The 20,960-nt window shown below is 70.3% G+C and carries 22 protein-coding genes; 13 read left to right on the top strand and 9 right to left on the bottom strand.

Annotated features, from left to right (window positions below; genetic code table 11):
* Positions 1–122 precede the first annotated feature (122 nt).
* Positions 123–1,235 (top strand): ABC transporter permease, encoded by a 1,113-nt coding sequence (locus ALI22I_RS12160; RefSeq protein ID WP_083751667.1) that lies wholly within the window; start codon positions 123–125, stop codon positions 1,233–1,235.
* Between the two features lie 63 nt (positions 1,236–1,298).
* Here the strand turns inward: ALI22I_RS12160 and serC are convergent, their stop codons facing one another.
* Both serC and ALI22I_RS12150 read right to left on the bottom strand, forming a co-directional pair.
* Positions 1,299–2,432 (bottom strand): phosphoserine transaminase, encoded by a 1,134-nt coding sequence (gene serC, locus ALI22I_RS12155; protein WP_077005574.1) that lies wholly within the window; start codon positions 2,430–2,432, stop codon positions 1,299–1,301.
* A 139-nt stretch (positions 2,433–2,571) separates the two neighbouring features.
* Positions 2,572–3,684, bottom strand: coding sequence for a citrate synthase 2 (locus ALI22I_RS12150; protein ID WP_077005573.1), 1,113 nt, complete (start codon positions 3,682–3,684; stop codon positions 2,572–2,574).
* A 184-nt stretch (positions 3,685–3,868) separates the two neighbouring features.
* Here ALI22I_RS12150 and ALI22I_RS12145 point away from each other — a divergent pair, with 184 nt between their 5' ends.
* Genes ALI22I_RS12145 through ureG form a run of 5 tightly spaced genes read left to right on the top strand, consistent with a single transcriptional unit; the run spans position 3,869 to position 7,523 of the window.
* Positions 3,869–4,171, top strand: a complete 303-nt coding sequence (locus tag ALI22I_RS12145; protein WP_077005572.1) for an urease subunit gamma — start codon at positions 3,869–3,871, stop codon at positions 4,169–4,171.
* 11 nt (positions 4,172–4,182) lie between these two features.
* Positions 4,183–4,494 (top strand): urease subunit beta, encoded by a 312-nt coding sequence (locus ALI22I_RS12140; protein ID WP_077005571.1) that lies wholly within the window; start codon positions 4,183–4,185, stop codon positions 4,492–4,494.
* Positions 4,491–6,188 (top strand): urease subunit alpha, encoded by a 1,698-nt coding sequence (locus tag ALI22I_RS12135; RefSeq protein ID WP_077005570.1) that lies wholly within the window; start codon positions 4,491–4,493, stop codon positions 6,186–6,188. Before ALI22I_RS12140 ends, ALI22I_RS12135 begins: the two co-directional genes overlap by 4 nt.
* Complete coding sequence (locus ALI22I_RS12130) at positions 6,188–6,838, top strand: urease accessory protein UreF (protein ID WP_077005569.1); 651 nt, start codon at positions 6,188–6,190, stop codon at positions 6,836–6,838. The genes ALI22I_RS12135 and ALI22I_RS12130 overlap by 1 nt, the downstream gene beginning before the upstream one ends.
* A gap of 4 nt (positions 6,839–6,842) precedes the next feature.
* On the top strand, positions 6,843–7,523 hold the full coding sequence (gene ureG / locus ALI22I_RS12125; protein ID WP_077005568.1) for an urease accessory protein UreG: 681 nt from the start codon (positions 6,843–6,845) through the stop codon (positions 7,521–7,523).
* Here ureG and ALI22I_RS12120 read toward each other — a convergent pair.
* Complete coding sequence (locus ALI22I_RS12120; RefSeq protein WP_077005567.1) at positions 7,493–8,002, bottom strand: DUF4232 domain-containing protein; 510 nt, start codon at positions 8,000–8,002, stop codon at positions 7,493–7,495. The two genes, ureG and ALI22I_RS12120, sit on opposite strands and share 31 nt — an antisense overlap.
* 77 nt (positions 8,003–8,079) lie before the next feature.
* On the opposite strand from ALI22I_RS12120, the gene ALI22I_RS12115 reads away from it, so the two are divergent.
* The gene (locus tag ALI22I_RS12115; protein WP_083751665.1) at positions 8,080–8,964 is read left to right on the top strand and encodes an urease accessory protein UreD; all 885 of its coding nucleotides are present in this window, start codon (positions 8,080–8,082) and stop codon (positions 8,962–8,964) included.
* A gap of 48 nt (positions 8,965–9,012) precedes the next feature.
* Positions 9,013–9,669: a pyridoxamine 5'-phosphate oxidase gene (pdxH, locus tag ALI22I_RS12110; RefSeq protein ID WP_077005565.1), complete on the top strand. Its 657-nt coding sequence runs from the start codon at positions 9,013–9,015 to the stop codon at positions 9,667–9,669.
* Between the two features lie 78 nt (positions 9,670–9,747).
* On the opposite strand, the gene ALI22I_RS12105 is transcribed toward pdxH, so the two are convergent.
* From ALI22I_RS12105 to ALI22I_RS12095, 3 genes are read right to left on the bottom strand one after another with little or no spacing between them, the layout of a single operon-like run.
* Complete coding sequence (locus tag ALI22I_RS12105; protein WP_179118205.1) at positions 9,748–11,019, bottom strand: DUF2079 domain-containing protein; 1,272 nt, start codon at positions 11,017–11,019, stop codon at positions 9,748–9,750.
* Positions 11,020–11,075: 56 nt separating this feature from the next.
* Positions 11,076–12,305 (bottom strand): sensor histidine kinase, encoded by a 1,230-nt coding sequence (locus ALI22I_RS47660; RefSeq protein ID WP_077005564.1) that lies wholly within the window; start codon positions 12,303–12,305, stop codon positions 11,076–11,078.
* Complete coding sequence (locus tag ALI22I_RS12095; RefSeq protein ID WP_077005563.1) at positions 12,298–12,957, bottom strand: response regulator transcription factor; 660 nt, start codon at positions 12,955–12,957, stop codon at positions 12,298–12,300. The genes ALI22I_RS47660 and ALI22I_RS12095 overlap by 8 nt, the downstream gene beginning before the upstream one ends.
* A gap of 69 nt (positions 12,958–13,026) precedes the next feature.
* On the opposite strand from ALI22I_RS12095, the gene ALI22I_RS12090 reads away from it, so the two are divergent.
* The 3 genes from ALI22I_RS12090 (at position 13,027) to ALI22I_RS12080 (ending at position 16,071) form a co-directional block, all read left to right on the top strand.
* Positions 13,027–14,292 carry an MFS transporter gene (locus tag ALI22I_RS12090; RefSeq protein WP_077005562.1) on the top strand — a complete coding sequence of 422 codons (1,266 nt, stop codon included), beginning with the start codon at positions 13,027–13,029 and terminating at the stop codon, positions 14,290–14,292.
* A 94-nt stretch (positions 14,293–14,386) separates the two neighbouring features.
* Positions 14,387–14,617, top strand: a complete 231-nt coding sequence (locus ALI22I_RS12085) for a hypothetical protein (protein WP_077005561.1) — start codon at positions 14,387–14,389, stop codon at positions 14,615–14,617.
* A 71-nt stretch (positions 14,618–14,688) separates the two neighbouring features.
* The gene (locus tag ALI22I_RS12080) at positions 14,689–16,071 is read left to right on the top strand and encodes an APC family permease (RefSeq protein WP_077005560.1); all 1,383 of its coding nucleotides are present in this window, start codon (positions 14,689–14,691) and stop codon (positions 16,069–16,071) included.
* 111 nt (positions 16,072–16,182) lie between these two features.
* On the opposite strand, the gene ALI22I_RS12075 is transcribed toward ALI22I_RS12080, so the two are convergent.
* From ALI22I_RS12075 to ALI22I_RS12065, 3 genes are all read right to left on the bottom strand, one after another.
* Positions 16,183–17,229, bottom strand: coding sequence for a trypsin-like serine peptidase (locus ALI22I_RS12075; protein ID WP_077005559.1), 1,047 nt, complete (start codon positions 17,227–17,229; stop codon positions 16,183–16,185).
* A gap of 128 nt (positions 17,230–17,357) precedes the next feature.
* Positions 17,358–18,194 (bottom strand): MBL fold metallo-hydrolase, encoded by an 837-nt coding sequence (locus ALI22I_RS12070; RefSeq protein WP_077005558.1) that lies wholly within the window; start codon positions 18,192–18,194, stop codon positions 17,358–17,360.
* A complete protein-coding gene (locus ALI22I_RS12065; protein ID WP_077005557.1) occupies positions 18,191–18,745 on the bottom strand; it encodes a TetR/AcrR family transcriptional regulator in 555 nt (184 codons plus the stop codon). The genes ALI22I_RS12070 and ALI22I_RS12065 overlap by 4 nt, the downstream gene beginning before the upstream one ends.
* 56 nt (positions 18,746–18,801) lie before the next feature.
* On the opposite strand from ALI22I_RS12065, the gene ALI22I_RS12060 reads away from it, so the two are divergent.
* Positions 18,802–19,674 (top strand): aldose 1-epimerase family protein, encoded by an 873-nt coding sequence (locus ALI22I_RS12060; RefSeq protein ID WP_077005556.1) that lies wholly within the window; start codon positions 18,802–18,804, stop codon positions 19,672–19,674.
* Between the two features lie 20 nt (positions 19,675–19,694).
* Positions 19,695–20,888 (top strand): amidohydrolase, encoded by a 1,194-nt coding sequence (locus tag ALI22I_RS12055; protein WP_077005555.1) that lies wholly within the window; start codon positions 19,695–19,697, stop codon positions 20,886–20,888.
* The last annotated feature ends 72 nt before the right edge of the window (positions 20,889–20,960 follow it).

Below are 20,960 nucleotides of genomic sequence, written 5' to 3'. Positions count from 1 at the left end.
GGGGTTCGGGATGGGGTGATCGCGTGACCACCTCCGCGCCCCCGCTCGCGGTCGCGCCGGAGCCGACGCCCGCGCCCACCCGGCTCGGGGCCAGGGACATCGCCGCGCTCGGTTTCCACGGCATGCGCACCCGCCCGCTGAGAGCCGTGTTGTCCGCGTTGGGCATCGCCATCGGCATCGCGGCCGTCGTCGCGGTCGTCGGCATCCCCGCGTCCGGCCAGCGGGCCCTCCAGGACGAGCTGAACCGGCTCGGCACGAACCTCCTGCACGCCGAACCCGGCCAGACGTTCCTCGGCGCGGAGGCGAAGCTGCCGAAGACGGCCGTGCCGATGGCCAAGCGCATCGGCCCGGTCCTGGCGGCCGGCGGCACCGGCAAGACCGGGCACACGGTTCGCCGCAACGACCGCGTGCCGGAGGAGGAGACGTCCGGCCTCGCCGTGCTCGCCGCCGAACCAGACCTGCTCGACGTCCTCCAAGGGGAGCTGGAGCAGGGCCGGTTCCTCGACGCGGACACACCGGGCGTGGTGCTCGGCTCGGTAGCGGCGACCCGCCTCGGCATCGACCGCCCCGGCCTCCAGGTGTGGATCGACGGCCAGTGGTTCACCGTCGTCGGCATCCTCCGGCCGATGCCGCTCAGCACGGAGATCGAACGATCCGTGCTGGTCGGCTGGACCACGGCGGAACGCCGACTCGGCTTCGACGGCCATCCGGGCACGATCTACGTCCGCGCCGAGGACGCGTCGGTCGTAGAGGTGCGGCAGGTGCTCGGCAGCACCCTCAACCCCCGGCAGCCGAACGAGGTCAAGGTGGACCGCCCGTCCGACGCGCTGGCCGCGAAACGCCTGGCGGAGAACTCGTTCAGCGCGCTGTTCCTCGGCCTGGGCGGGGTCGCGCTGCTGGTCGGCGGCGTGGGCGTGGCCAACACGATGGTCATCTCGGTGCTGGAACGGCGCCGGGAGATCGGACTCCGACGGGCGCTCGGGGCGACCCGTCGGCAGGTGCGCGGGCAGTTCCTCGCGGAATCGGTGCTGCTGTCGGGCTCGGGGGGCCTGGTCGGCGTGCTGGTGGGGGTCGCGGTCACGGCCGGGTACGCGGCGAGCCAGTCCTGGCCTGCCGTGGTCCCGCTGCCCGCGCTGCTCGGCGGGGTGGGGGTGGCGATGGTCGTCGGGGCCGTCGCCGGCGCCTACCCCGCCATGCGGGCGGCGCGGCTGTCACCGACGGAAGCGCTCGCGTGAAACCGGTGTGGGGGCCGCCCCGACAAACGGGACGACCCCCCACACCGGTGGACGAAAGCGGAGTCAGAGCTGGGAGACGACCCAGTCGACGGCCTTGGTCAGCGTGCTCACGTCGGTCGGCTCGACCGCCGGGAACATGGCCACCCGCAGCTGGTTGCGGCCCAGCTTGCGGTACGGCTCGACGTCCACGATGCCGTTGGCGCGCAGCACCTTCGCCACCGCGGCCGCGTCCACCGAGTCGTCGAAGTCGACGGTGCCGACGACCTGCGAGCGGTACGCCGGGTCGGCCACGTACGGCGTCGTGTACGACGTGGACTCCGCCCACGAGTACAGCCGCGACGACGAGTCGGCGGTGCGCTCGACGGCCCACGACAGGCCACCGTTGCCCAGGATCCACTCGATCTGGTTGTTCAGCAGGAACAACGTGGCCAGCGACGGCGTGTTGTACGTCTGGTCCTTGGTGGAGTTGTCCAGCGCCGTGGTCAGCGACAGGAACTCCGGCACCCAGCGGCCCGACGCGCCGATCTCCGCGACGCGCTCCAGCGCGGCCGGCGACATCAGCGCGATCCACAGCCCGCCGTCGGAGGCGAAGTTCTTCTGCGGCGCGAAGTAGTAGACGTCGTAGTCCGACGCCTCGACCGGCAGGCCGCCCGCGGCCGAGGTGGCGTCGATGGCGACCAGCGCGCCGTCGGAGCCGGCGGGCCGTGTCACGGGCACCGCGACACCGGTGGACGTCTCGTTGTGCGCCCAGCCGACCAGGTCGGCGCCCTCGGCGTAGGCGATCTCCGGCGCGCTGCCCGGGTCGGCCTTGACCACGATCGAGTCACCCAGGAACGGCGCGTCGGACGTCACCTTGGCGAACTTCGACGAGAACTCGCCGTAGGTGAAGTGCTGGGCGCGCTCGCGCACCAGGCCGAACGCGGCGGCGTCCCAGAACGCGGTGGTGCCGCCGTTGCCCAGGACGACCTCGTAGCCCTCGGGCAGCGAGAACAGCTCCCGCAGACCGGCGCGCACCGAGCCGACCAGTGACTTCACCGGCTTCTGCCGGTGGGAGGTGCCCATGAGCGCGGCGCCCTCGGCCGCGAGGGCCGCCAGCGCCTCGGGACGGACCTTGGAGGGCCCGCAGCCGAACCGGCCGTCGGACGGCAGCAGGTCGGAGGGCAGGACCAACGTGGTCGGGTCGGCGGTCTGGGTCATCGCGAAGCCTCCGGTTACGGGGAGGGGGTCGGCACGACCGGCGCCGTTGCCGGGGGCTCCAGTGTTGCAGCCGAGTGGCCGAACGATGACAACCGGGTGTCTCCCGTCACGAACGGCCGAACGCCTCGACTACGCACGGTCATGCGATCTCGGCCCAGCCCTCCACCTCGGACGGCTTGCGCGGACCCGGCCCGACGTACTTCGCCGACGGCCGCACCAGCCGGCCGGTGCGCTTCTGCTCCAGGATGTGCGCCGACCACCCGGCGGTCCGGGCGCAGGTGAACATCGCGGGCATCATGTGCGGCGGCACCTGGGCGAAGTCCAGGATCACCGCGGCCCAGAACTCGACGTTGGTCTCGATCGCCCGGTCCGGCCGCCGCTCGCGCAGCTCGGCCAGCGCCGCCTGCTCCAGCGCGTCCGCCGCCTCGTACCGGGTCGCGCCCAGCTCCCGGCACGTCCGCCGCAGCACCCGCGCCCGCGGGTCCTCGGCCCGGTACACCCGGTGGCCGAAGCCCATCAGCCGCTCGCCCCGGTCGAGGATGCCCTTCACGAACGACCGCGCGTCACCGGTCCGCTCGACCTCCTCGATCATCGGCAGCACCCGGGCCGGCGCGCCGCCGTGCAGCGGGCCGGACATGGCGCCGATCGCGCCCGACATGGCCGCCGCGACGTCCGCACCGGTGGAGGCGATCACCCGCGCGGTGAACGTGGAGGCGTTCAGCCCGTGCTCGGCGGCCGACACCCAGTAGGAGTCCAGCGCCTTCACGTGCGCCGGGTCCGGCTCGCCACGCCACCGGGTGAGGAACCGCTCGGTGACGGTGGTGCACTCGTCGATCCGCTGCTGCGGCACGGCGGGCCGCCCGATGCCCCGCGCGGACTGCGCCGCGTACGACAGCGCCATGACCGACGCCCGCGCCAGCTGCTCGCGCGCCTGCTCGTCGGTGATGTCCAGCAGCGGCTGGTAGCCCCAGATCGGTGCCACCATGGCCAACGCGGCCTGCACGTCCACCCGCACGTCACCGGTGTGCACCGGGATGGGGAACGGCTCGGCGGGCGGCAGACCCGGCCCGAACCGGCCGTCCACCAGCAGCGCCCACACGTTGCCGAAACTCACCTGGCCGGCCAGGTCCTCGATGTCCACGCCGCGGTAGCGCAGGGCGCCACCGTCGCGATCCGGTTCGGCGATCTCGGTGTGGAAGGCGACCACGCCCTCCAGACCTGGCCGGAAACCGTCGTCCTCGGTCTGCACCACGCTGTGCGCTCCTTCTCGGCGAAAAGCAAAGAGTTGGAGAAACCTTGCTCCCCGGAAGACCCGCTGGCAATCGGGGGTGCGCGTGTCGTCGGTCACGATCAAGGAAACGATTCAGACGAAAGATGATCGTTAAGCCCTTGTTTCCGTGCGGCGGTGGTGGCGTTTCACGTGATAGACCACCGTCATGCACCTGACGCCGCACGAGCGGGACAAGCTGCTGGTCCACGTCGCGGCCGACGTCGCACGCAGGCGGCTGGAGCGCGGCGTGGTCCTGAACTACCCGGAGGCGGTCGCCCTCATCACCGACCACGTGCTCGAAGGCGCCCGGGACGGTCGCTCGGTCAGCGAGCTGATGGACAGCGGGCGGCACGTCCTCACCCGCGCCCAGGTCCTCGACGGCGTGCCGGAGATGATCGAGTCCGTGCAGGTGGAGGCGACCTTCCCGGACGGGACCAAGCTGGTGACCGTGCACGACCCGATCGTGTGAGGAGGGGCCGCATGCGACCTGGCGAGATCATCACCGGCGACGAGCCGGTCGAGTTGAACCCCGGACGGCCGCGCACCACGCTCGTCGTGGTCAACGCCGCGGACCGCCCGGTGCAGGTCGGTTCGCACTACCACTTCGCCGCGGTCAACCCCGGGCTGGAGTTCGACCGGGAGGCCGCGTGGGGCAAGCGGCTGGACATCCCGGCGGGCACGGCGGTGCGGTTCGAGCCGGGCGTCGAACGCGAGGTGACCCTGGTCCCGCTGGCCGGCGCGCGGCGCGTGCCCGGTCTGCGGCCCGAGTGGGCGGGAGAGCTGGACAAGTGACCGACATCAGTCGCCGCCGCTACGCGGAGTTGCTCGGCCCGACGGCCGGCGACAAGATCCGGCTCGCCGACACCGACATCCTCATCGAGGTGACCGAGGACCGCAGCCGCGGCGCGGGCTCCGGCGACGAGGTGATCTTCGGCGGCGGCAAGGTGATCCGCGAATCGATGGGCCAGGGTGTCGCCACCCGCGCCGAGGGCGCGCCGGACCTGGTCATCACGGGTGCGGTCGTGCTCGACCACTGGGGCGTGGTGAAGGCCGACATCGGCGTGCGGGACGGCCGGATCGTCGGCATCGGCAAGGCCGGCAACCCGGACACCATGGACGGCGTGGACCCGGCGCTGGTCATCGGCCCGTCCACCGACGTCGTGAGCGGCAACGGCAAGATCCTCACCGCCGGCGGCATCGACTGCCACGTGCACTTCATCTGCCCGCAGATCGTGGACACCGCGATCGCGTCCGGCCTGACCACGCTGATCGGCGGGGGCACCGGACCGACCGACGGCACGAAGGCCACCACGGTCACGCCCGGCGCGTGGAACCTGGGCCGGATGCTGGCCTCGATGGACCACATGCCGGTGAACGTGATGCTGCTCGGCAAGGGCAACACCACCAGCGAGGACGGGCTGCGCGAACAGCTCGTCGGCGGCGCGGGCGGGTTCAAGCTGCACGAGGACTGGGGCACCACGCCCGCCGCGATCGACGCGTGCCTGCGGATCGCCGACGAGTCGGGCGTGCAGGTGGCCATCCACACCGACACGCTGAACGAGGCCGGGTTCCTCGAATCGACCCTGGACGCCATCGGCGGCCGGTCGATCAACGCCTACCACTCCGAGGGCGCGGGCGGCGGGCACGCGCCGGACATCATCCAGGTGGTGTCCGAGCCGAACATCCTGCCGTCGTCGACCAACCCGACCCGCCCGCACACGATCAACACGCTCGAAGAGCACCTCGACATGCTGATGGTGTGCCACCACCTCAACCCGTCGATCGCCGAGGACCTGGCGTTCGCGGAGAGCCGCATCCGGCCGACCACGATCGCGGCCGAGGACATCCTGCACGACATGGGCGCGATCTCCATGATCAGCTCGGACGCGCAGGCCATGGGCCGGGTCGGCGAGGTCATCATCCGGACGTGGCAGACCGCGCACGTGATGCAGAAGCGGCGCGGCGACATGCCGGACAACCTGCGCGCCCGCCGTTACGTGGCCAAGTACACGATCAACCCGGCCATCGCGCACGGCATCGACCACGAGGTCGGCTCGGTGGAGGTCGGCAAGCTGGCCGACCTGGTGCTGTGGGAGCCGAAGTTCTTCGGCGTGCGGCCGGCGCTCGTGCTCAAGGGCGGGTTCATCGCGCACGCCGCGATGGGTGACGCGAACGCGTCCATCCCGACCCCGCAGCCGATCTTCGCCCGGCCGATGTTCGGCGCCTACTCGGCCGCCCGCAGCAGCGTGCACTTCGTGTCGCAGCAGGCCATCGACGCGGACCTGGCGGACATGCTCCGGCTGGCCCGGCCGCTCATGCCGGTCGGCGACACGCGTGGTGTGAGCAAGTCCGACATGGTGCTCAACGACGCGATGCCGCAGGTCAAGGTGGACCCGGACAGCTTCGCCGTGCGCATCGACGGTGAGCTGGTCGAGCCGCAGCCGGTGTCGGAGCTGCCGATGGCCCAGCGATACTTCCTGTTCTGATGAACCTCGCGGCGTTGATGATCGCGGACTCCCGCTTCCCCGGCGGTGGTCACGTCCACTCGGGCGGGCTGGAGGAGGCCGTCGCCCGCAAGCTCGTCACCGACGAACGGTCGTTGCGGTCGTTCCTGGTCGGCAGGCTGCGCACGGCGGGGGCGTTGAGCGCGGTGTTCGCGTCCGCCGCCACCCGCGGCCGGTACGCGGAACTGGACGCCGAGTTCGACGCCCGGACGCCGTCGCCCGCACAGCGCAACGCCTCACGGGTGCAGGGGCGCGGGATCGCGCGGGCGGCCAAGCGCGCCTGGCCGTCGCCCGTGTTGACCGAGTTGCTCCGCGTCACGCCACGGCCACACCACCCGGTGATCGTCGGCGCACTCGTGGGTGATCCGTTCGAGGCCGCGCAGACCGTGGCCTACCACGCGGTGACCGGACCGGCGACCGGCGCGATCCGGCTGCTCGGCCTGGACCCGTTCGGGGTGAACGCGATCCTGGCCCACCTCGCGCCGGAGATCGACGCGGTGGCCGCGACGGCGGCCGACCACGCCGACACCGCGCCCGAAGACCTCCCCGCGCCCAGCGCGCCCGGCCTGGACCTGCTGGCCGAGGCGCACGACCGACACCACTCCGAAGAGGTGCGTCTCTTTGTCAGCTGACCACGTGCACCCGGTGAACTTCGACCCCGCCGATCCCGGGCACGACCCCCACGACCACAGCGACCACGAGCACCGCGCGGTCCGCCTCGGCATCGGCGGCCCGGTGGGCAGCGGCAAGACCGCGTTGACCGCCGCGCTGTGCCGGGCGTTGGGCGGCAGCGTGAACCTCGCCGTCGTCACCAACGACATCTACACGACCGAGGACGCCGACTTCCTGCGTGCCGCGGGCGTGCTCGACGTCGACCGGATCGAGGCGGTGCAGACCGGCGCCTGCCCGCACACCGCGATCCGCGACGACATCACCGCCAACCTGGACGCGGTGGAGCTGCTGGAACACCGGTTCCCCGGTCTGGAGCTGGTGATCATCGAGAGCGGCGGCGACAACCTGACCGCGGTGTTCAGCCGCGGCCTGGTGGACCGGCAGATCTTCGTGGTGGACGTGGCCGGCGGCGACAAGGTGCCGCGCAAGGGCGGCCCCGGCGTGACCACGGCTGACCTGCTGGTGATCAACAAGACCGACCTCGCGCCGATGGTGGGCGCCGACCTCGGTGTCATGACGGCCGACGCCCACCGGATGCGCGGTGAGCTACCGGTGATCAGCCAGTCCCTTGTGGACACACCGGACGCACCCGCGGTGGCCGACTGGGTGCGCGCTCAGCTCCGCACGCTCGCGGCGGTCAGTTGATCGCCGAACGGGCTGACGTCGCCGGCGCAGCCGTACTGGTCCGCCATGGCCAGGTACAGCGGCTCGGTCGCGTCCGGCGGGAACACGCGGACACCCCACACGGGCGTCTTGTCGCACACGTCCGGGTCGAAGTTGTCGATCTGGGCGAACCCGACGTCCGAGACGGCCGCGGCGCCGTGCGGCAGGGTGAGCAGCGTTCCCCGTTCGCCGGCACGTACGGCGGCGGCGCCCACCTGGTTGCCGTCGGCGTCCACATAGGACACACCGGGGTAGCCGCGCAGCACGCACGTGCGCAGTCCCCGGTTGGTGAGCACGACCTCCCGGTACACCGTGCCCGCCGCGCCCTCGACACGGCCGAACCTGATGTCGAGGTCCACCGACTGGCACGTGGTGACCTCGCCCGGCTGCGCCACGGCGACGCCACCGGTCCCCGCGAGTACGGCTGCCACCGCCACGGCGGTGGCGACAAATCTCCTCATCACGATCTCTCCCGAGATTCGTGGGCGGAAATCCCGCCCTTTGGGGGGACGTGTCGGGGGTCACAGGGGTTGCGTTCGTGAGGGCGCGGGCTCATCTCACCGTGGAATGCGACCCGAATGGGCGAACCGTGGTGCGCGAGATGCGTTCGATGGCGCCGCTTCGCCTCGTGCCTCACCGCGGCCGGAGCCGGCAGTCGGCCGGCGGACCTGACGAAGCCGCGCTCGTGCACCTGGTGAGCTCGATCACCGCTCCGCTGGGCGGTGACGACCTGGAGTTGCACATCCGGGTCGGGCCCGGCGCGGCGCTGGAGCTGCGCGGAGTGGCCGCGACGCTGGCGTTGCCCGGCCAACACCCCGGCGGCAGCCGTGCGCTCGTCGAAGTGGAATTGGCCGAGGGCGCGTCGTTGGAATACCTGCCGGAGCCCACCGTCATCACGTCCCGAGCGTGCCACGAAGCGGTGTTCCGCGCGCGGATAGCGGAAGACGCGCGACTGCGTACGCGGGAAATTCTCGTGTTGGGGCGTTTGAACGAGCGGGCCGGGTTGCTCAGCACGACGCTCGACGTGCGGAGAAACGGCCCGGTAATCAAGCAGACATCTCATCTGGGAACGCCCGAAGTGGACCGAAGCCCGGCCGGTCTGGTCGGGCGCAGAGTGCTCGGCACCGAACTGCTGTGTTGGGGCGAAGACCTTCCGGGAGCGGTTTCAGAGGACTGGTGGTCCCTGGTTCCGCTGGCGCGCGGCGGCAGCTTGACGACCGCCGTGGCCGACGACGCGGTGACGGTGGAGCGCGCTCTGAATGTTGCGCGCAGTAAACATCCCGGGTCGGCCGCGCTTCTGACTCGATCCCGTACTCGATTCCGAGCCCCGGATCACACCGAAAGTCACGGATCGGGTGGCGGTCATCACCGTGCGGGCGGTTTCGCGTCGGGCGGTAAACCCGTACCGTCGCTGGATCGCTAGGCGCCACGAGTGCCTTGGCCAGGCCGAATTACGCTCCGGGAGGTCGGGATGTCGGAGACGACGAACATTGCGTTGCCGTCTATGCGCGTGTCCTACGAGCAGGGCTCGCTCACAGAGAGCGACCTGGCCGCCAGCTGGCACGAACAGTTGCAGCTGTGGCTGGACCAGGCCGCCGGCGCGGGTCTGCCCGAGCCGAACGCGATGGTCCTCGCGACGGCCGATCCCGAGGGCCGCCCGTCGTCCCGCACCGTGCTCGCCAAGGGGCTCGACGAGCGGGGTCTGGTGTTCTTCACCAACTACACCTCCGCCAAGAGCCACGACCTGATGGCCACGCGGTACGCCTCCGCCACGTTCCCGTGGTTCGCCATGCAGCGGCAGGCCCACGTGCGCGGCACGGTCGAGAAGGTCGGCCCGGCCGAGACCGCGCGGTACTGGGAGAGCCGGCCGCGTGGTTCGCAGCTGGGCGCCTGGGCGTCGCCGCAGTCCCGCGTGGTCAGCGGACGCACCACTTTGGAGAGCGCGCTCAACAAGGTCGAGCGGCAGTTCGCCGATGCCGACCGAGTACCGGTACCCCCGCACTGGGGCGGCTGGCGCATCCGGCCCGAAGAGGTCGAGTTCTGGCAGGGCCGCCGCGACCGCATGCACGACCGCCTCCGCTTCCGCCTCGGCCGCGACGGCTGGGAAGTCCAGCGGATCGCGCCCTAGGCGCCGCACGACCCGATCGGCCTCCGCCCCACCACTCACGGTGGGGCGGAGGCCGTTTCGTGTCTTGGACTTCAAGCCTCAGATGCGCAGCAGCACGACGTGACCGGCCTCGGCCACCACTCGATGCGTGGCGGAGGCAGTTTCCACCAGTCGCGCTTCTTCGTCGGCCGGCACCGGCCAGCCCGGCGACGGCCGCGCCACGACCAGCCACTCGGCGTCGAGCAGGCGGGGGAACAGCGACACCCGGCACCGTCCGGTGAGGTGCGGCGCGAGCCGGTTCGACGCGGCCACGTCGGCGTCGTCCGGGATCATCGCCAACACCCTCGCCGTGGCTTTCTGCTGCGCCGCGTCCCACACCGGCTGAGGTGCGGGCCGCAGCAGTAGGACCAGGGTGAACACCGCCGTGACCGCCGCGCTCAGCCACACCTTGCGCGGCCCCACCGCGATGAACGCGATGAACACCACCGGCATGAGCACCGCGCTGTAATGGTGCTCGATGCCCCAGTGCGCCGGGTTGCCGGAGGCGAACCGCCAGGCCAGCGTGGGCATCGCGATGACGATCAACGGCGACCGTGCGGCCAGGAACCCGGTGGGCGCGAGCAAGGCGAACACGGTGAGCGCGCGAAGCCACCCCAACCCGTTCGTCGCGGACAGTTCACCCCAGTACGAGTAGCCGCCGGCCGGGTTGACCGCCGGCAACACCGCGAACACGACCACGGCGAACGCCGTCACCCCGAACACCGCCACCGCCCAACCGCGCCCGACCCCGCGCCACACCAGGTACAGGCCGATCACCGCAACGGTCAGCCCCAGGTCCTCCTTCACCAGGACGAGCGGCAACGCCCACGCCACCGCCCGGCCCCACTGCTCCCGCGCCAGGGCCTCCAGCGAGAACGCCAGCAGGGGCACCGCGAACGCCACCTCGTGGAAGTCGAACGCGACGGCGTTGTGCAAACCCCACGAGAACCCGTACGCCACCCCGACCACCACACCGCGCGCCCCGAGCCGGTCCACCGCGAACCTGGTCACCGGGATGGCCGACGCGGCGAGCAGCAAGGCCTGCGCCACCAACAACGTCTCCGCGCGCGGCACCACCAGGTACAGCGGCGCGAGCAGGGCGAGCACCGGGTGGAAGTGGTCGCCCAGCAGCGGGAAACCGGGGCCTTTCAGATCGGCCGTCGGCCACCGCCCGGCCGCGTAGGAGCGGACGGCCTGCTCGAAGATCCCCAGGTCGAACCCGGTGCTCTGGAACGAGTGGTGCCGCCACAGCGCGTACGAGGTGTAGAGCGCGGACAAGCCGAGCGCGACGACGTACGCCGAACGAACCGTGATCCGGGTCTGCGTGAGCACGACCGCAGCCTCGGTGGACCACGCTGAACCACACCTGAAACCGCCTGAAGAACCCTTCAGGCAAGAGGCAGCCGGACCGCCACCACCGTGCCCCGGTCGCTGTCCTCGATGCCGACCGTGCCGCCGTGCGCCAGCACGCCCTCGCGCACGATCGCCAACCCGAGCCCGGCGCCGCCCTCGTCCCTGGCCCGGCCCTCGTCGAGCCGGACGAACCGCTCGAAGACCCGTTCCCGGTCCGCCTCCGGGATGCCCGGCCCGTCGTCCGCGACCCGGAGCACCGCCGTGCCGCCCTCGACCACCACGGTCACCTCGACGTGCGACGACGCGTGCCGCTCGGCGTTGTCGAGCAGGTTGCGCACCACCCGTTCCAGGTGGGAACGGTCGCCCATCACCTCGACCGGTCCGGGCACGCCGACCAGGGCGGCCAGATCGACCCGCTCGGTGGCCGCCGGACCTTCCAGCCGGGCGAGGAACAGCAGGTCGGTGACGACGGCCTGCATCCGGTCCAGGTCCAGCACGGTGTTCTCGGCGGTCCGCCGCCAGTCGACCCGGTCGGGGTGGGCGAGCAGCACTTCCAGTTGGGTGCGTGCCGAGGCGAGTGGCGTGCGCAGCTCGTGCGAGGCGTCCGACGTGAACCGCCGTTGCCGATCAAGGGTCGCGCCCAGCCGGACAAGCGTGTCGCTCGTGGTCACCGCGAGCCACGCCAGCACGCCGATCAGCAGCGCGGCGGCCGGAACCACCGTCTGGAGCACCTCCCGCACGCCGTCCACGGCGGTCTTGTCGCCGGCGTCGATCGGCGCGGCCACGTAGACGATGTGCCGCCCGTCGCTCGTGTCGGCTCTCCCGACGCGGACCTCCAGCAGGTCGTTGTTGCGCGACGGGTCGGGCGGCACGCACTCCGCGGCACTTTCGTCGTCGAACAGGTAGAGCACGGACACGGTTTCGCCGGCCTTGGCCAGTACCTGCGACAAGCTGGTTGTCGGGTTGCTGAGCTTGCCGGGGTATTCCATCGCGGGACAGCTCGCGACAACCTTGTACGCATCGACCGCCTCGACCACTTCGAACGGCCCGATCAGAACGCCGACCGACCGCAACGCCGCCGGGTCCCCGGTGGTGTCGATCAGCCGGGCGAGCCGGCGTGCGCCGTCGGCGGCGCGCGCGTCGGCGTTGGCGACGATCTGCCGCTCCACCTGGAGTTCCATCTGCTCGACCAGCCACGACGCGCCCGCCGCCAGCAACGCGCCGAAGACCACGACGGCGGCGAAGGCGATCCGGACCCTATCCACGGGCCACCACGTACCCCGCGCCGCGCACCGTGCGGATGACGTCACGGCCCAGCTTGCGCCGCAGCGAGCTGACGTAGACCTCGACCAGGTTCGGATCGGGTGTGGCGGCGAAGTCCCACAGCCCGGCCAGGACATCGGCCTTGCTGACCACCTCACCCGGCCGGGACAGCAGGAAGGACAGCACGCTGAACTCCTTGACCGACAACCCGACCAGCGCGCCGTCGGACCGGCACTGCCGCGTGGCCAGGTCCAGTTCGACTTTGCCGACCCGCAACACGCCCGGCCGGGTCGAGCCACCGCGCCGGATCAAGGCCCGTAATCGGGCCAGGAAGACGACGTAGGAGAACGGCTTGGACAGGAAGTCGTCGGCGCCGGTGTCCAACGCCTCGGCCTCGTCCAGCTCGCCGTCCTTGGCGGTGAGCATCAGGATCGGCGTGGAGTTCCCCGCCACCCGTAATCGCCGGCAGACCCGGAAGCCGTTCAGGCCGGGTAACAGGATGTCCAGCACGATCGCCGCGTAGGAGTGTTCCGAGGCCATCCACAGCCCGTCCGGCCCGGTGAACGCCAGGTCCACCGCGTAACCCTCGGCTTCCAGCCCCGCTTTCAGGGATTCCGCCAACCGCACTTCGTCCTCGACCACGAGCAGCCGCACACCGTGCACCTTACGGACGGTGTCCCACGTCTCGGTAAAGGTTTTGTTAGTTGCCGTACGCTAACGACCGTGCGGAGAGTGCTGGGGAAGATCGCCATCGACACCCGACCGCTGAAGGTCGTCGCGTTCCGGAGGCTGTGGCTGTCGACGCTCGTCACGGCCATCGGCAGCCAGTTGACCGCGGTGGCGGTGCCCAAGCAGGTGTACGACCTGACCGGGTCGTCGGGCTGGGTGGGCGTGTCGGCGGGTGTGGCGTTGGTGCCGCTGCTGGTCTTCGGGTTGTACGGCGGCGCGATCGCGGACGTCGTGGACCGGCGCAAACTGCTCCTCGTCACCAACAGCGGTATCGCGGTCACGTCGGTGCTGCTGTGGTTGCAGGCCGCGCTGCACGCGGACTCGGTGTGGCTGGTGATCGCCCTGCTCGGTCTGCAACAGGTCTTCTTCGCCGCGAACGCCCCGGCCCGGACGGCGTCGATCGCGCGGCTGGTGCCCACCGAGCAGATCCCGGCCGCCGCCGCCCTCGGTTCCACGGTGATGATGTTCGGCGGCGTCTTCGGCCCCATGCTGGCCGGTGCGCTGATGCCGGTGGTCGGCCTGTCGACGTTGTACCTGGCCGACGCCATCGCGTTGACCCTCACCATCTGGGCGGTCTGGAAACTCCCGCCGCTGCCGCCGTTGAGCGGCACGTCGCGGCGCGCCGGTCTGCGGGACGTCGTCGACGGCTTCAAGTACCTGGCCCTGCAACGAATCCTGTTGGCGAGCTTCCTGCTGGACATCATCGCGATGGTGTTCGGGATGCCGCGGGCGCTGTTCCCGGAGATGGCCGAGAACACCTTTGGCGACCCGCCCGGTGGTGGGCTGGCGCTGGGACTCCTGTTCGCCGCCGTTCCGTTGGGCGCGATGCTGTGCGGCCTGATGTCGGGCTGGACGTCACGGGTGCGCCGTCATGGCGTGGGTGTGGTCTGCGCGGTTGTGGCGTGGGGTGTGGCGATGATCGGGTTCGGTCTGTCGCACGCCTTGTGGCTGGCCGTGGTGTTCCTGGCCATCGGCGGTGCGGCGGACATGATCAGCATGGTGTTCCGCGGCGCGATCCTCCAGGCGGCGGCGACGGACGAGATGCGCGGCCGGATGCAGGGCGTGTTCATCGTCGTCGTGGCCGGCGGCCCCCGGTTGGCGGATCTGTTGCACGGCACCACAGGCGCCCTGATCGGACCCGGCCTCGCGACCGCGTTGGGCGGTGTCCTGGTGGTGGTGGCCACTGGGCTGGCCGTACTCGCGATCCCCGCGATTAAGCGTTACCGCTTCAAGGCGAAGCCTGCTGAACTAGCCGGGTGATCACCTACGACCGTCGGGCGTTGGCCCAGGCGTACCTCGACGTACACCCCAAAGCCAAGCAGGGCTACGAAACAGCAATGCCTACAACGCCGTCTTGCGCGAGCACCGGCAGCGGGTGCTGAACGGGTTGCAGGAGCTGTTCGGCCTCACGCTGGACTTCGAGAGCGTGCCCAGCCACCACAGGGCGCTGTTCATGCCCTCCGGCGCGGAGAGCGTCCTCCTCGAACGGTCGCAGATCGCGGCGTTCCGGGAGGCGCTGGACGAGGCCATCGCGCAGGCCGAAGCCGATCTCCGGACTGATCGCCGGGTGCGGGCTGTTACCTGAATATCAAGACTTGCCCAAGGTGCGCGGAATCTACTATCCGACCCCTTTGTGATCCGGCACACTCACTGGGTATGGCGGAAGCGACGAGCGCACCGGCGCAACCGGAACTGAAGCGGGCCATCGGCCCGAAGCTGCTGCTGTTCTTCGTGATCGGTGACATCCTCGGTGTCGGCATCTACGGTCTTTCGGGCAACGTCGCGGGTCTGATCGGCGGCGCGCTGTGGTTGCCCTTCCTGATCGCGTTCGCGGTGGCCTTCATGACCGCGTTCAGCTACCTCGAACTCGTCGGCAAGTACCCCAGAGCAGCGGGCGCCGCGCTCTACACCAACCGCGCCTTCAAGATCCAGTTCCTCACCTTCATGGTGGCGTTCGCGGTGATGAGCTCGGGCATCACCTCGGCGTCGTCCGCCGCGCTCACGTTCGGGCGTGGCTACCTCCAGTCCCTCATCAGGGAGTTCTTCTCCGACACGTTCACCGTGACCGCGACCCTGGTCGCGATCCTGTTCATCATCGGCATCGCCCTGATCAACTTCCGGGGCGTGTCCGAGTCGGTCAAGGCGAACGTCGTCCTGACCTGCATCGAGCTGTCCGGCCTGCTGATCATCATCGCGATCGGCGTCTACGCGGTGCTGGCCGGCGACGGCGATCCGAGCCGCCTCACGCAGATCGACCCGGCACCCGACCAGAGCCCGCTCGTGGCCGTCACCGCCGCGACCGCGTTGGCGTTCTTCGCGATGGTCGGGTTCGAGGACTCGGTGAACATGGCCGAGGAGTGCCGGGAGCCGGTCCGCATCTTCCCGCGCGCCATGCTGTGGGGCATGGTCGTCGCGGGAGTGATCTACGTGTTGGTCGCGATCACGTCATCGCTGCTCATCCCGGCCGACGAGCTGGCCAAGGCCGGGCCGGGGGCACTGCTGAGGGTCGTGCAGGTGGGCGCGCCGGGCTTCCCGCTGTGGATCTTCTCGCTGATCGGCCTGTTCGCGGTCATCAACTCGGCGCTGATCAACATGCTGATGGCCAGCCGGCTGATCTACGGCATGTCGAACGAGCGGATCATCCCGAAGGTCTTCGGCACCGTGCACCCGTTCCGCCGCACGCCGTGGATCTCGATCGTGTTCACCTCGGGCGTCGCGATCATCCTGGTGTCCACCACGGACATCGCGAAGCTCGGCGGCACGACCGCGCTCCTGCTGCTGATCGTCTTCACCATCGTCAACGTCGCGGTGTTGGTGCTGCGCAAGGAGAAGGCGGACCACAAGCACTTCCGCGCGCCGACGTGGGTGCCGGTGCTGGGCGCGCTCGCGTGCGCGTACCTGGCCAGCCCGTTGTCGGGCCGGGCGTCGGCGGACTACGAGATCGCGCTCTACCTGCTGGGCGCCGGCGTGGTGCTGTGGCTGATCAACCGGATCGTGCACGGCAAGGTCGTGTTCGACGCGGAGAAGCTGTCCAAGTAACCCCTGCGCCAGGCGAGGTCTGCGGTATTGCGGGTTTCCTCGGGTTGACGCCCGGAAACCCGCACTGCCGCAGACCTCTTGGCCGGCGCGGCGGTGACGACCGCCGGGGGGCTAACCCCAGTTCGCCCACCCGTAGTTGACCAGGTTGACCATGTGCTGACCGCCGGCGAACACGGTCCGGGTGGGGTCGAGGAAGTTCGTTTCGTAGCCGCTTTCGATGCCGACGACCCGGGGCTGGTTCTGCACCCAGCCCCACATCGGGCCCCCGGACCACCCGCCCAGGGCGAACTTGTGCGTTTCGATCTCCAGCCCGTCGCCGTCGTTGTCGATGTCCCGGACGGGCAGCGGCATTTCGAGGGCCGGGCGTTCACCGCCCAGGAACGAGGTCGGGTAGCCTACGCTCAGCCAGCTGCCCCCGTAGTAGAAGCTCTCGGCGCTGCTCCACCAGGAGCCGAGCCACCCGGTGCGGTCGCCGATGCGCCAGTCCAGCTTGCAGATGACGTAGTCCAGTCCGGTCACGTCGTTGATGTTGCGCACCCCGCGCCATTCCTGCACGAACGCGTGCCCGAAACGCGGGTCGCTGCCATTCCGGTACGCGGGGACAAAACGGATCGACGAGTTCGTGGTGCCCCACGGCATGGCGTGGCTGGCGGTGAGCAGCAGTCGCGGGCCGATGAGAACACCGCTGCCGACCACCGTCCCGCCGCCGGGGCGGGTGATGAACAATTTCCCGCACGTCGTCCACGGCCAAGCGGTGCCGATGGACTCCGAAATGGTCGGGCGTGAGAGGTGGCCGTCGGCCAGCGCGTAGGCGTCCAGGAGGTGCGGCCGGACGCGTGGCTGGAACTGGATTTCCAACCAGGGCGGCCGGTACGAGTCGCGCTGATCGACCCGCTCGCCGACCTCCGTCAACTCCTCCAGCGTCAACCGCTGACCACCGGCCGCGGGCGGTTCGCGAAGCACCAGGTCACCGACCGTGCGGACCACGACGTGGCCGTTGTCGGACCGTGCCTCCGGCACCTTGCCGACGGAACCTTCGAGCACATAGCTGTGTTCGTCGTCCCGGGGTGGGATGGTTTCCCTCGCCGGCTCGTCGGGGGTCTCGTAAAGTCGATCGAGAGACCACGTCTCGGCCTGGGTGTATTTGATCGCGGTCATCGCTGAGCCTCCTACTCCTCGATAACCACAAGGATCGCCGCGACTCAGGGCGTGGTTAGCCCTGGTAGGCCCCCTGATCGGGTGAATTGCCGAGCGGAGCGGATTTGATTACTCAACGGAGTCGAAAATTATTTCCGCCCAGGCGTGGCGGGCTGCCTCATCCGGTTCAGGTCCGTGGCGTCGTGGGCGCTGAAGACGTCCACGGAATCACCGTGATCGCGCACCAGTTCCCGCAACCGATCTTGATTGGCCAGGCGCAGTTCGGACAGGACCGCCATCCGCTTCTGCATGAAGGTCAACGCCGGCGGGCAAAACGGGTCCGAGGCCATCTCGCCGTGGAAGAAGTACGAATCGCCCGCGTGCAGCAGCCACCGGTCGCCGTCCCGCACCGCCACGCCCGTGTGCCCGTGGGTGTGGCCGAACAACGGCACCAGCAGCACGTCCGGCCGCACCTCGCGCACCCCGGAGAAGCCGAACCACGTCTCACCGGTCGTCTCGTGCGCGACCCAGTCCGGCCCGTGCCGCCACTGGTTGTCCGGGTACCGCACCCGGTCGTTGCCGGACTTGCCCGGCCGCGTCGCCGCCGCCAACTCCTCCGCCGACAGGTGCACGCGCGCCTGCGGGAAGTCGCGCAGACCGCCGCCGTGGTCGAGGTCCAGGTGGGTCAGCACGACGTCCCGCACGTCCGACGCCGCGAACCCGAGCGCCTCCACCTGTCGCAGCGCCGTTTCCGCCTCTTCCAACACGGGACGGGACATCACCCGCCACGTCCGCGCCAACGTCTCGTCGGGCGTGCGCACGTCGTCCAGGCCCATGCCGGTGTCGACGAGCACCAAGCCGTCGTCGGTCTCCAACAGCAGCACGTGGCAGACCAGCTCGGCCGTGCCGAAGTACGAACCCTTGCCGGACACCAGCTTCCCGCCGAACGGGCGCATGGTGCCGCAGTTCAGGTGGTGCACCTTCATGTCGTGGGCCTTCCCAGTAGGGCACCCAGGCGGGCGCCGACGGCGTGCAGGGGTTCCAGCGAACGGCTGGTGCGGGCGAGCAGGAGCGCGCCCTCGATGGCGGCCAGCGCGACCGTCGCCAGGTCTTCGTCACCGACGTGCGCGGCGATGACCGCCTGCCACGACGTGTAGACCTCCTCGCACGCCACCCGGATCGGCTCACTGTCCGCCGCCGCGTCCAGCGCCACCGTGGCGATCGGGCACCCGCTGCGGAAGTCCGAAGCGAGCAGCTGTTGGCCGAGCACTTCCAGGGCTTGGGGCAGCGCTTTCGCCGGGTCGGGTTCGGCGGCGAGCGCAGCGGTCAGCGCGTCGCGCAGGTCGCTGCCCGCCAACGCCACCGCCTCCACCGCCAGCTGCTCCTTTCCGCCCGGGAAGTGGAAGTAGAGCGACCCCTTGGGTGCTCCGCCCTCGGTGAGCACCTGGTTCAGGCCCGTCGCGTGGTAGCCCTGCGTCCGGAACAGCTCGGCGGCGGTGCGCACCATGCGTTGTCGGGTGTCTGTCCGTTTTGGCATGGTTTTACTATAGAGACCGGTCTAGTTACTTGGTCAAGCAGATACCCTCTTCATCCATGCTGGAGATCGCCCACGGCGCGGCGCGCGCCGTCATCGCACCCGAGGGTGCGGGACTGAAGTCCTACGAGGTCGGCGGCGTGCCGTACGTGGAGACGTACGACGACGAACCGCCCATGGGCAGTGGCGCGGTGCTGGTGCCGTGGCCCAACCGCACGGCGGGCGGCAAGTGGACGCTCGACGGCGTGGAGCAACAGCTCGAAATCAGCGAGCCGGCCCGCGGCAACGCCATCCACGGCCTGGTGCGCCGGGTGGTGTGGGACGTCGTCGAGCACACCGGCAGCCAGCTGTCGCTGGAGGCGGCGGTGGCGGGCTTCGGCTGGCCCGTGCCGCTGCGCACGACCATCACCTACGCCCTGGACGAGAACGGGCTGAGCGTCTCGCACGGCGTCACGAACGTCGGTGACACCCACACGCCGTTCGGCGTCGGCACCCACCCGTACCCGCGGGCCGGCGCGTCGCTGACCGACGAGACGTCCCTGTCCCTGGCCGCCGCCACCGTGCTGCCGGTCGACCCCGAGACCATGATCCCGAACGGTCCGGCCGAACCGGTGTCCGGCGACTACGACTTCCGCGTGGCACGCCTGCTGGCGGGCGTGAAGCTGGACACCGCGTTCGGCGGCTGTGAGCCGGTGGACGGGCTGGTGCGGCACGTGCTGCGCGGTCCGGGCGGCGGCGTCGAGCTGTGGGCGGACCCGGACTTCAAGTGGGTGCAGGTCTACACGCCGGACAACTTCCCCGGACGGGGTCGCGCGGTGGCGATCGAGCCCATGACGTGCCCGCCGGACGCGTTGAACAGCGGGATCGACCTGCTGTGGCTGGAGCCGGGCGAGTCGTGGGCCGGGCGGTGGGGTTTGCGCCCGCTGTCGTAAGCCCGTTAGCGTCGCTAACTATGAACGTCGCAATCACGGGTGGGTACGTCGTTCCGGTGGCCGGGGAGCCGATCGAGGGCGGCACGGTCCTGATCCAGGACGGGAAGATCGTCGCGGTCGGCGTGGACGTCGAGGTGCCGGACGGCGTCCCGGTCGTGGACGCGGCGGGCGGCTGGGTGCTGCCCGGATTCGTGGAGGCCCACGGCCACCTCGGCGTGCACGAGGAGGGCGAGGGCTGGGCCGGGCAGGACACCAACGAGATGACCGACCCCAACGGCGCCCGCCTGCGTGCGTTGGACGCGATCAACGCCGCCGACCAGGGCTTCGCCGACGCCCTGTCCGGCGGCGTCACGACCGCGGTGATCAAGCCGGGGTCGGGCAACGTGATCGGCGGCCAGACCGTCGCGGTGAAGTGCTGGGGCCGTACGGCCGACGAGATGCTCGTGCGCAACCCCGTCAGCGTGAAGAGCGCGTTGGGCGAGAACCCGAAGCGGGTGTACGGGGACCAGAAGAAGCTGCCGTCCACCCGTCAGGGTGTGGCCGCGGTGATCCGGGACGCGTTCACCAAGGCCCAGGACTACGTGGCCAAGCGGGACGAGGCGGAGGGGGCGTTCGAGCGCAACCCCACGTCCGAGGTGCTGGCCCGCGTGCTCTCCGGCGAGCTGCCGTGGTGCCAGCACTGCCACCGTGCGGACGACATCGCGACCGCGCTGCGGCTGGCCGACGAGTTCGGCTACAAGCTCATCGTCAACCACGGCACCGAGGGTCACCTGATCGCGGACCTGTTGGCGGAGCGTGAGATCCCGGTGATCATCGGCCCGCTGTTCACCAGCCGGTCGAAGGTCGAGGTGCGGCAGCGGTCGTTGCGCAACCCCGGCATCCTGGCGCGCGCGGGCGTGCAGATCGCGATCACCACCGACCACCCGGTGGTCCCGATCCACTTCCTGGTGCACCAGGTGACCCTGGCCGTGAAGGAAGGCCTGGACCCGAAGACCGGCCTGGAATCCATCACCACCAACCCGGCCCGCATCATGAGCCTGGACGACCGCGTCGGCTCCCTCCAGCCCGGCCTCGACGGCGACGTGGTCATCTGGTCCGGCGACCCCCTCGACGTGATGAGCCGAGCACTGAAGGTCTTCGTAGAAGGCCGCGAGGTCTACCGCTTCGAGAACGGCGAGGAGATCGTCGCCAACCCCTTCTACTCCGAGCCCTGACCACCCAAGAGCCAAACCCCCAGACCGCGCGTGTCCAACGTTCGGAACGCGCGTGTCCAACGTCCAGGTACC

Origin of the sequence: Saccharothrix sp. ALI-22-I (assembly GCF_001984175.1) — a bacterium.
In the GTDB taxonomy this organism is placed as follows: Bacteria; Actinomycetota; Actinomycetes; order Mycobacteriales; family Pseudonocardiaceae; genus Actinosynnema.
The sequence above is the reverse complement of the archived record's forward strand: the minus strand, read 5'-3'. Positions and strand labels throughout refer to the sequence as shown.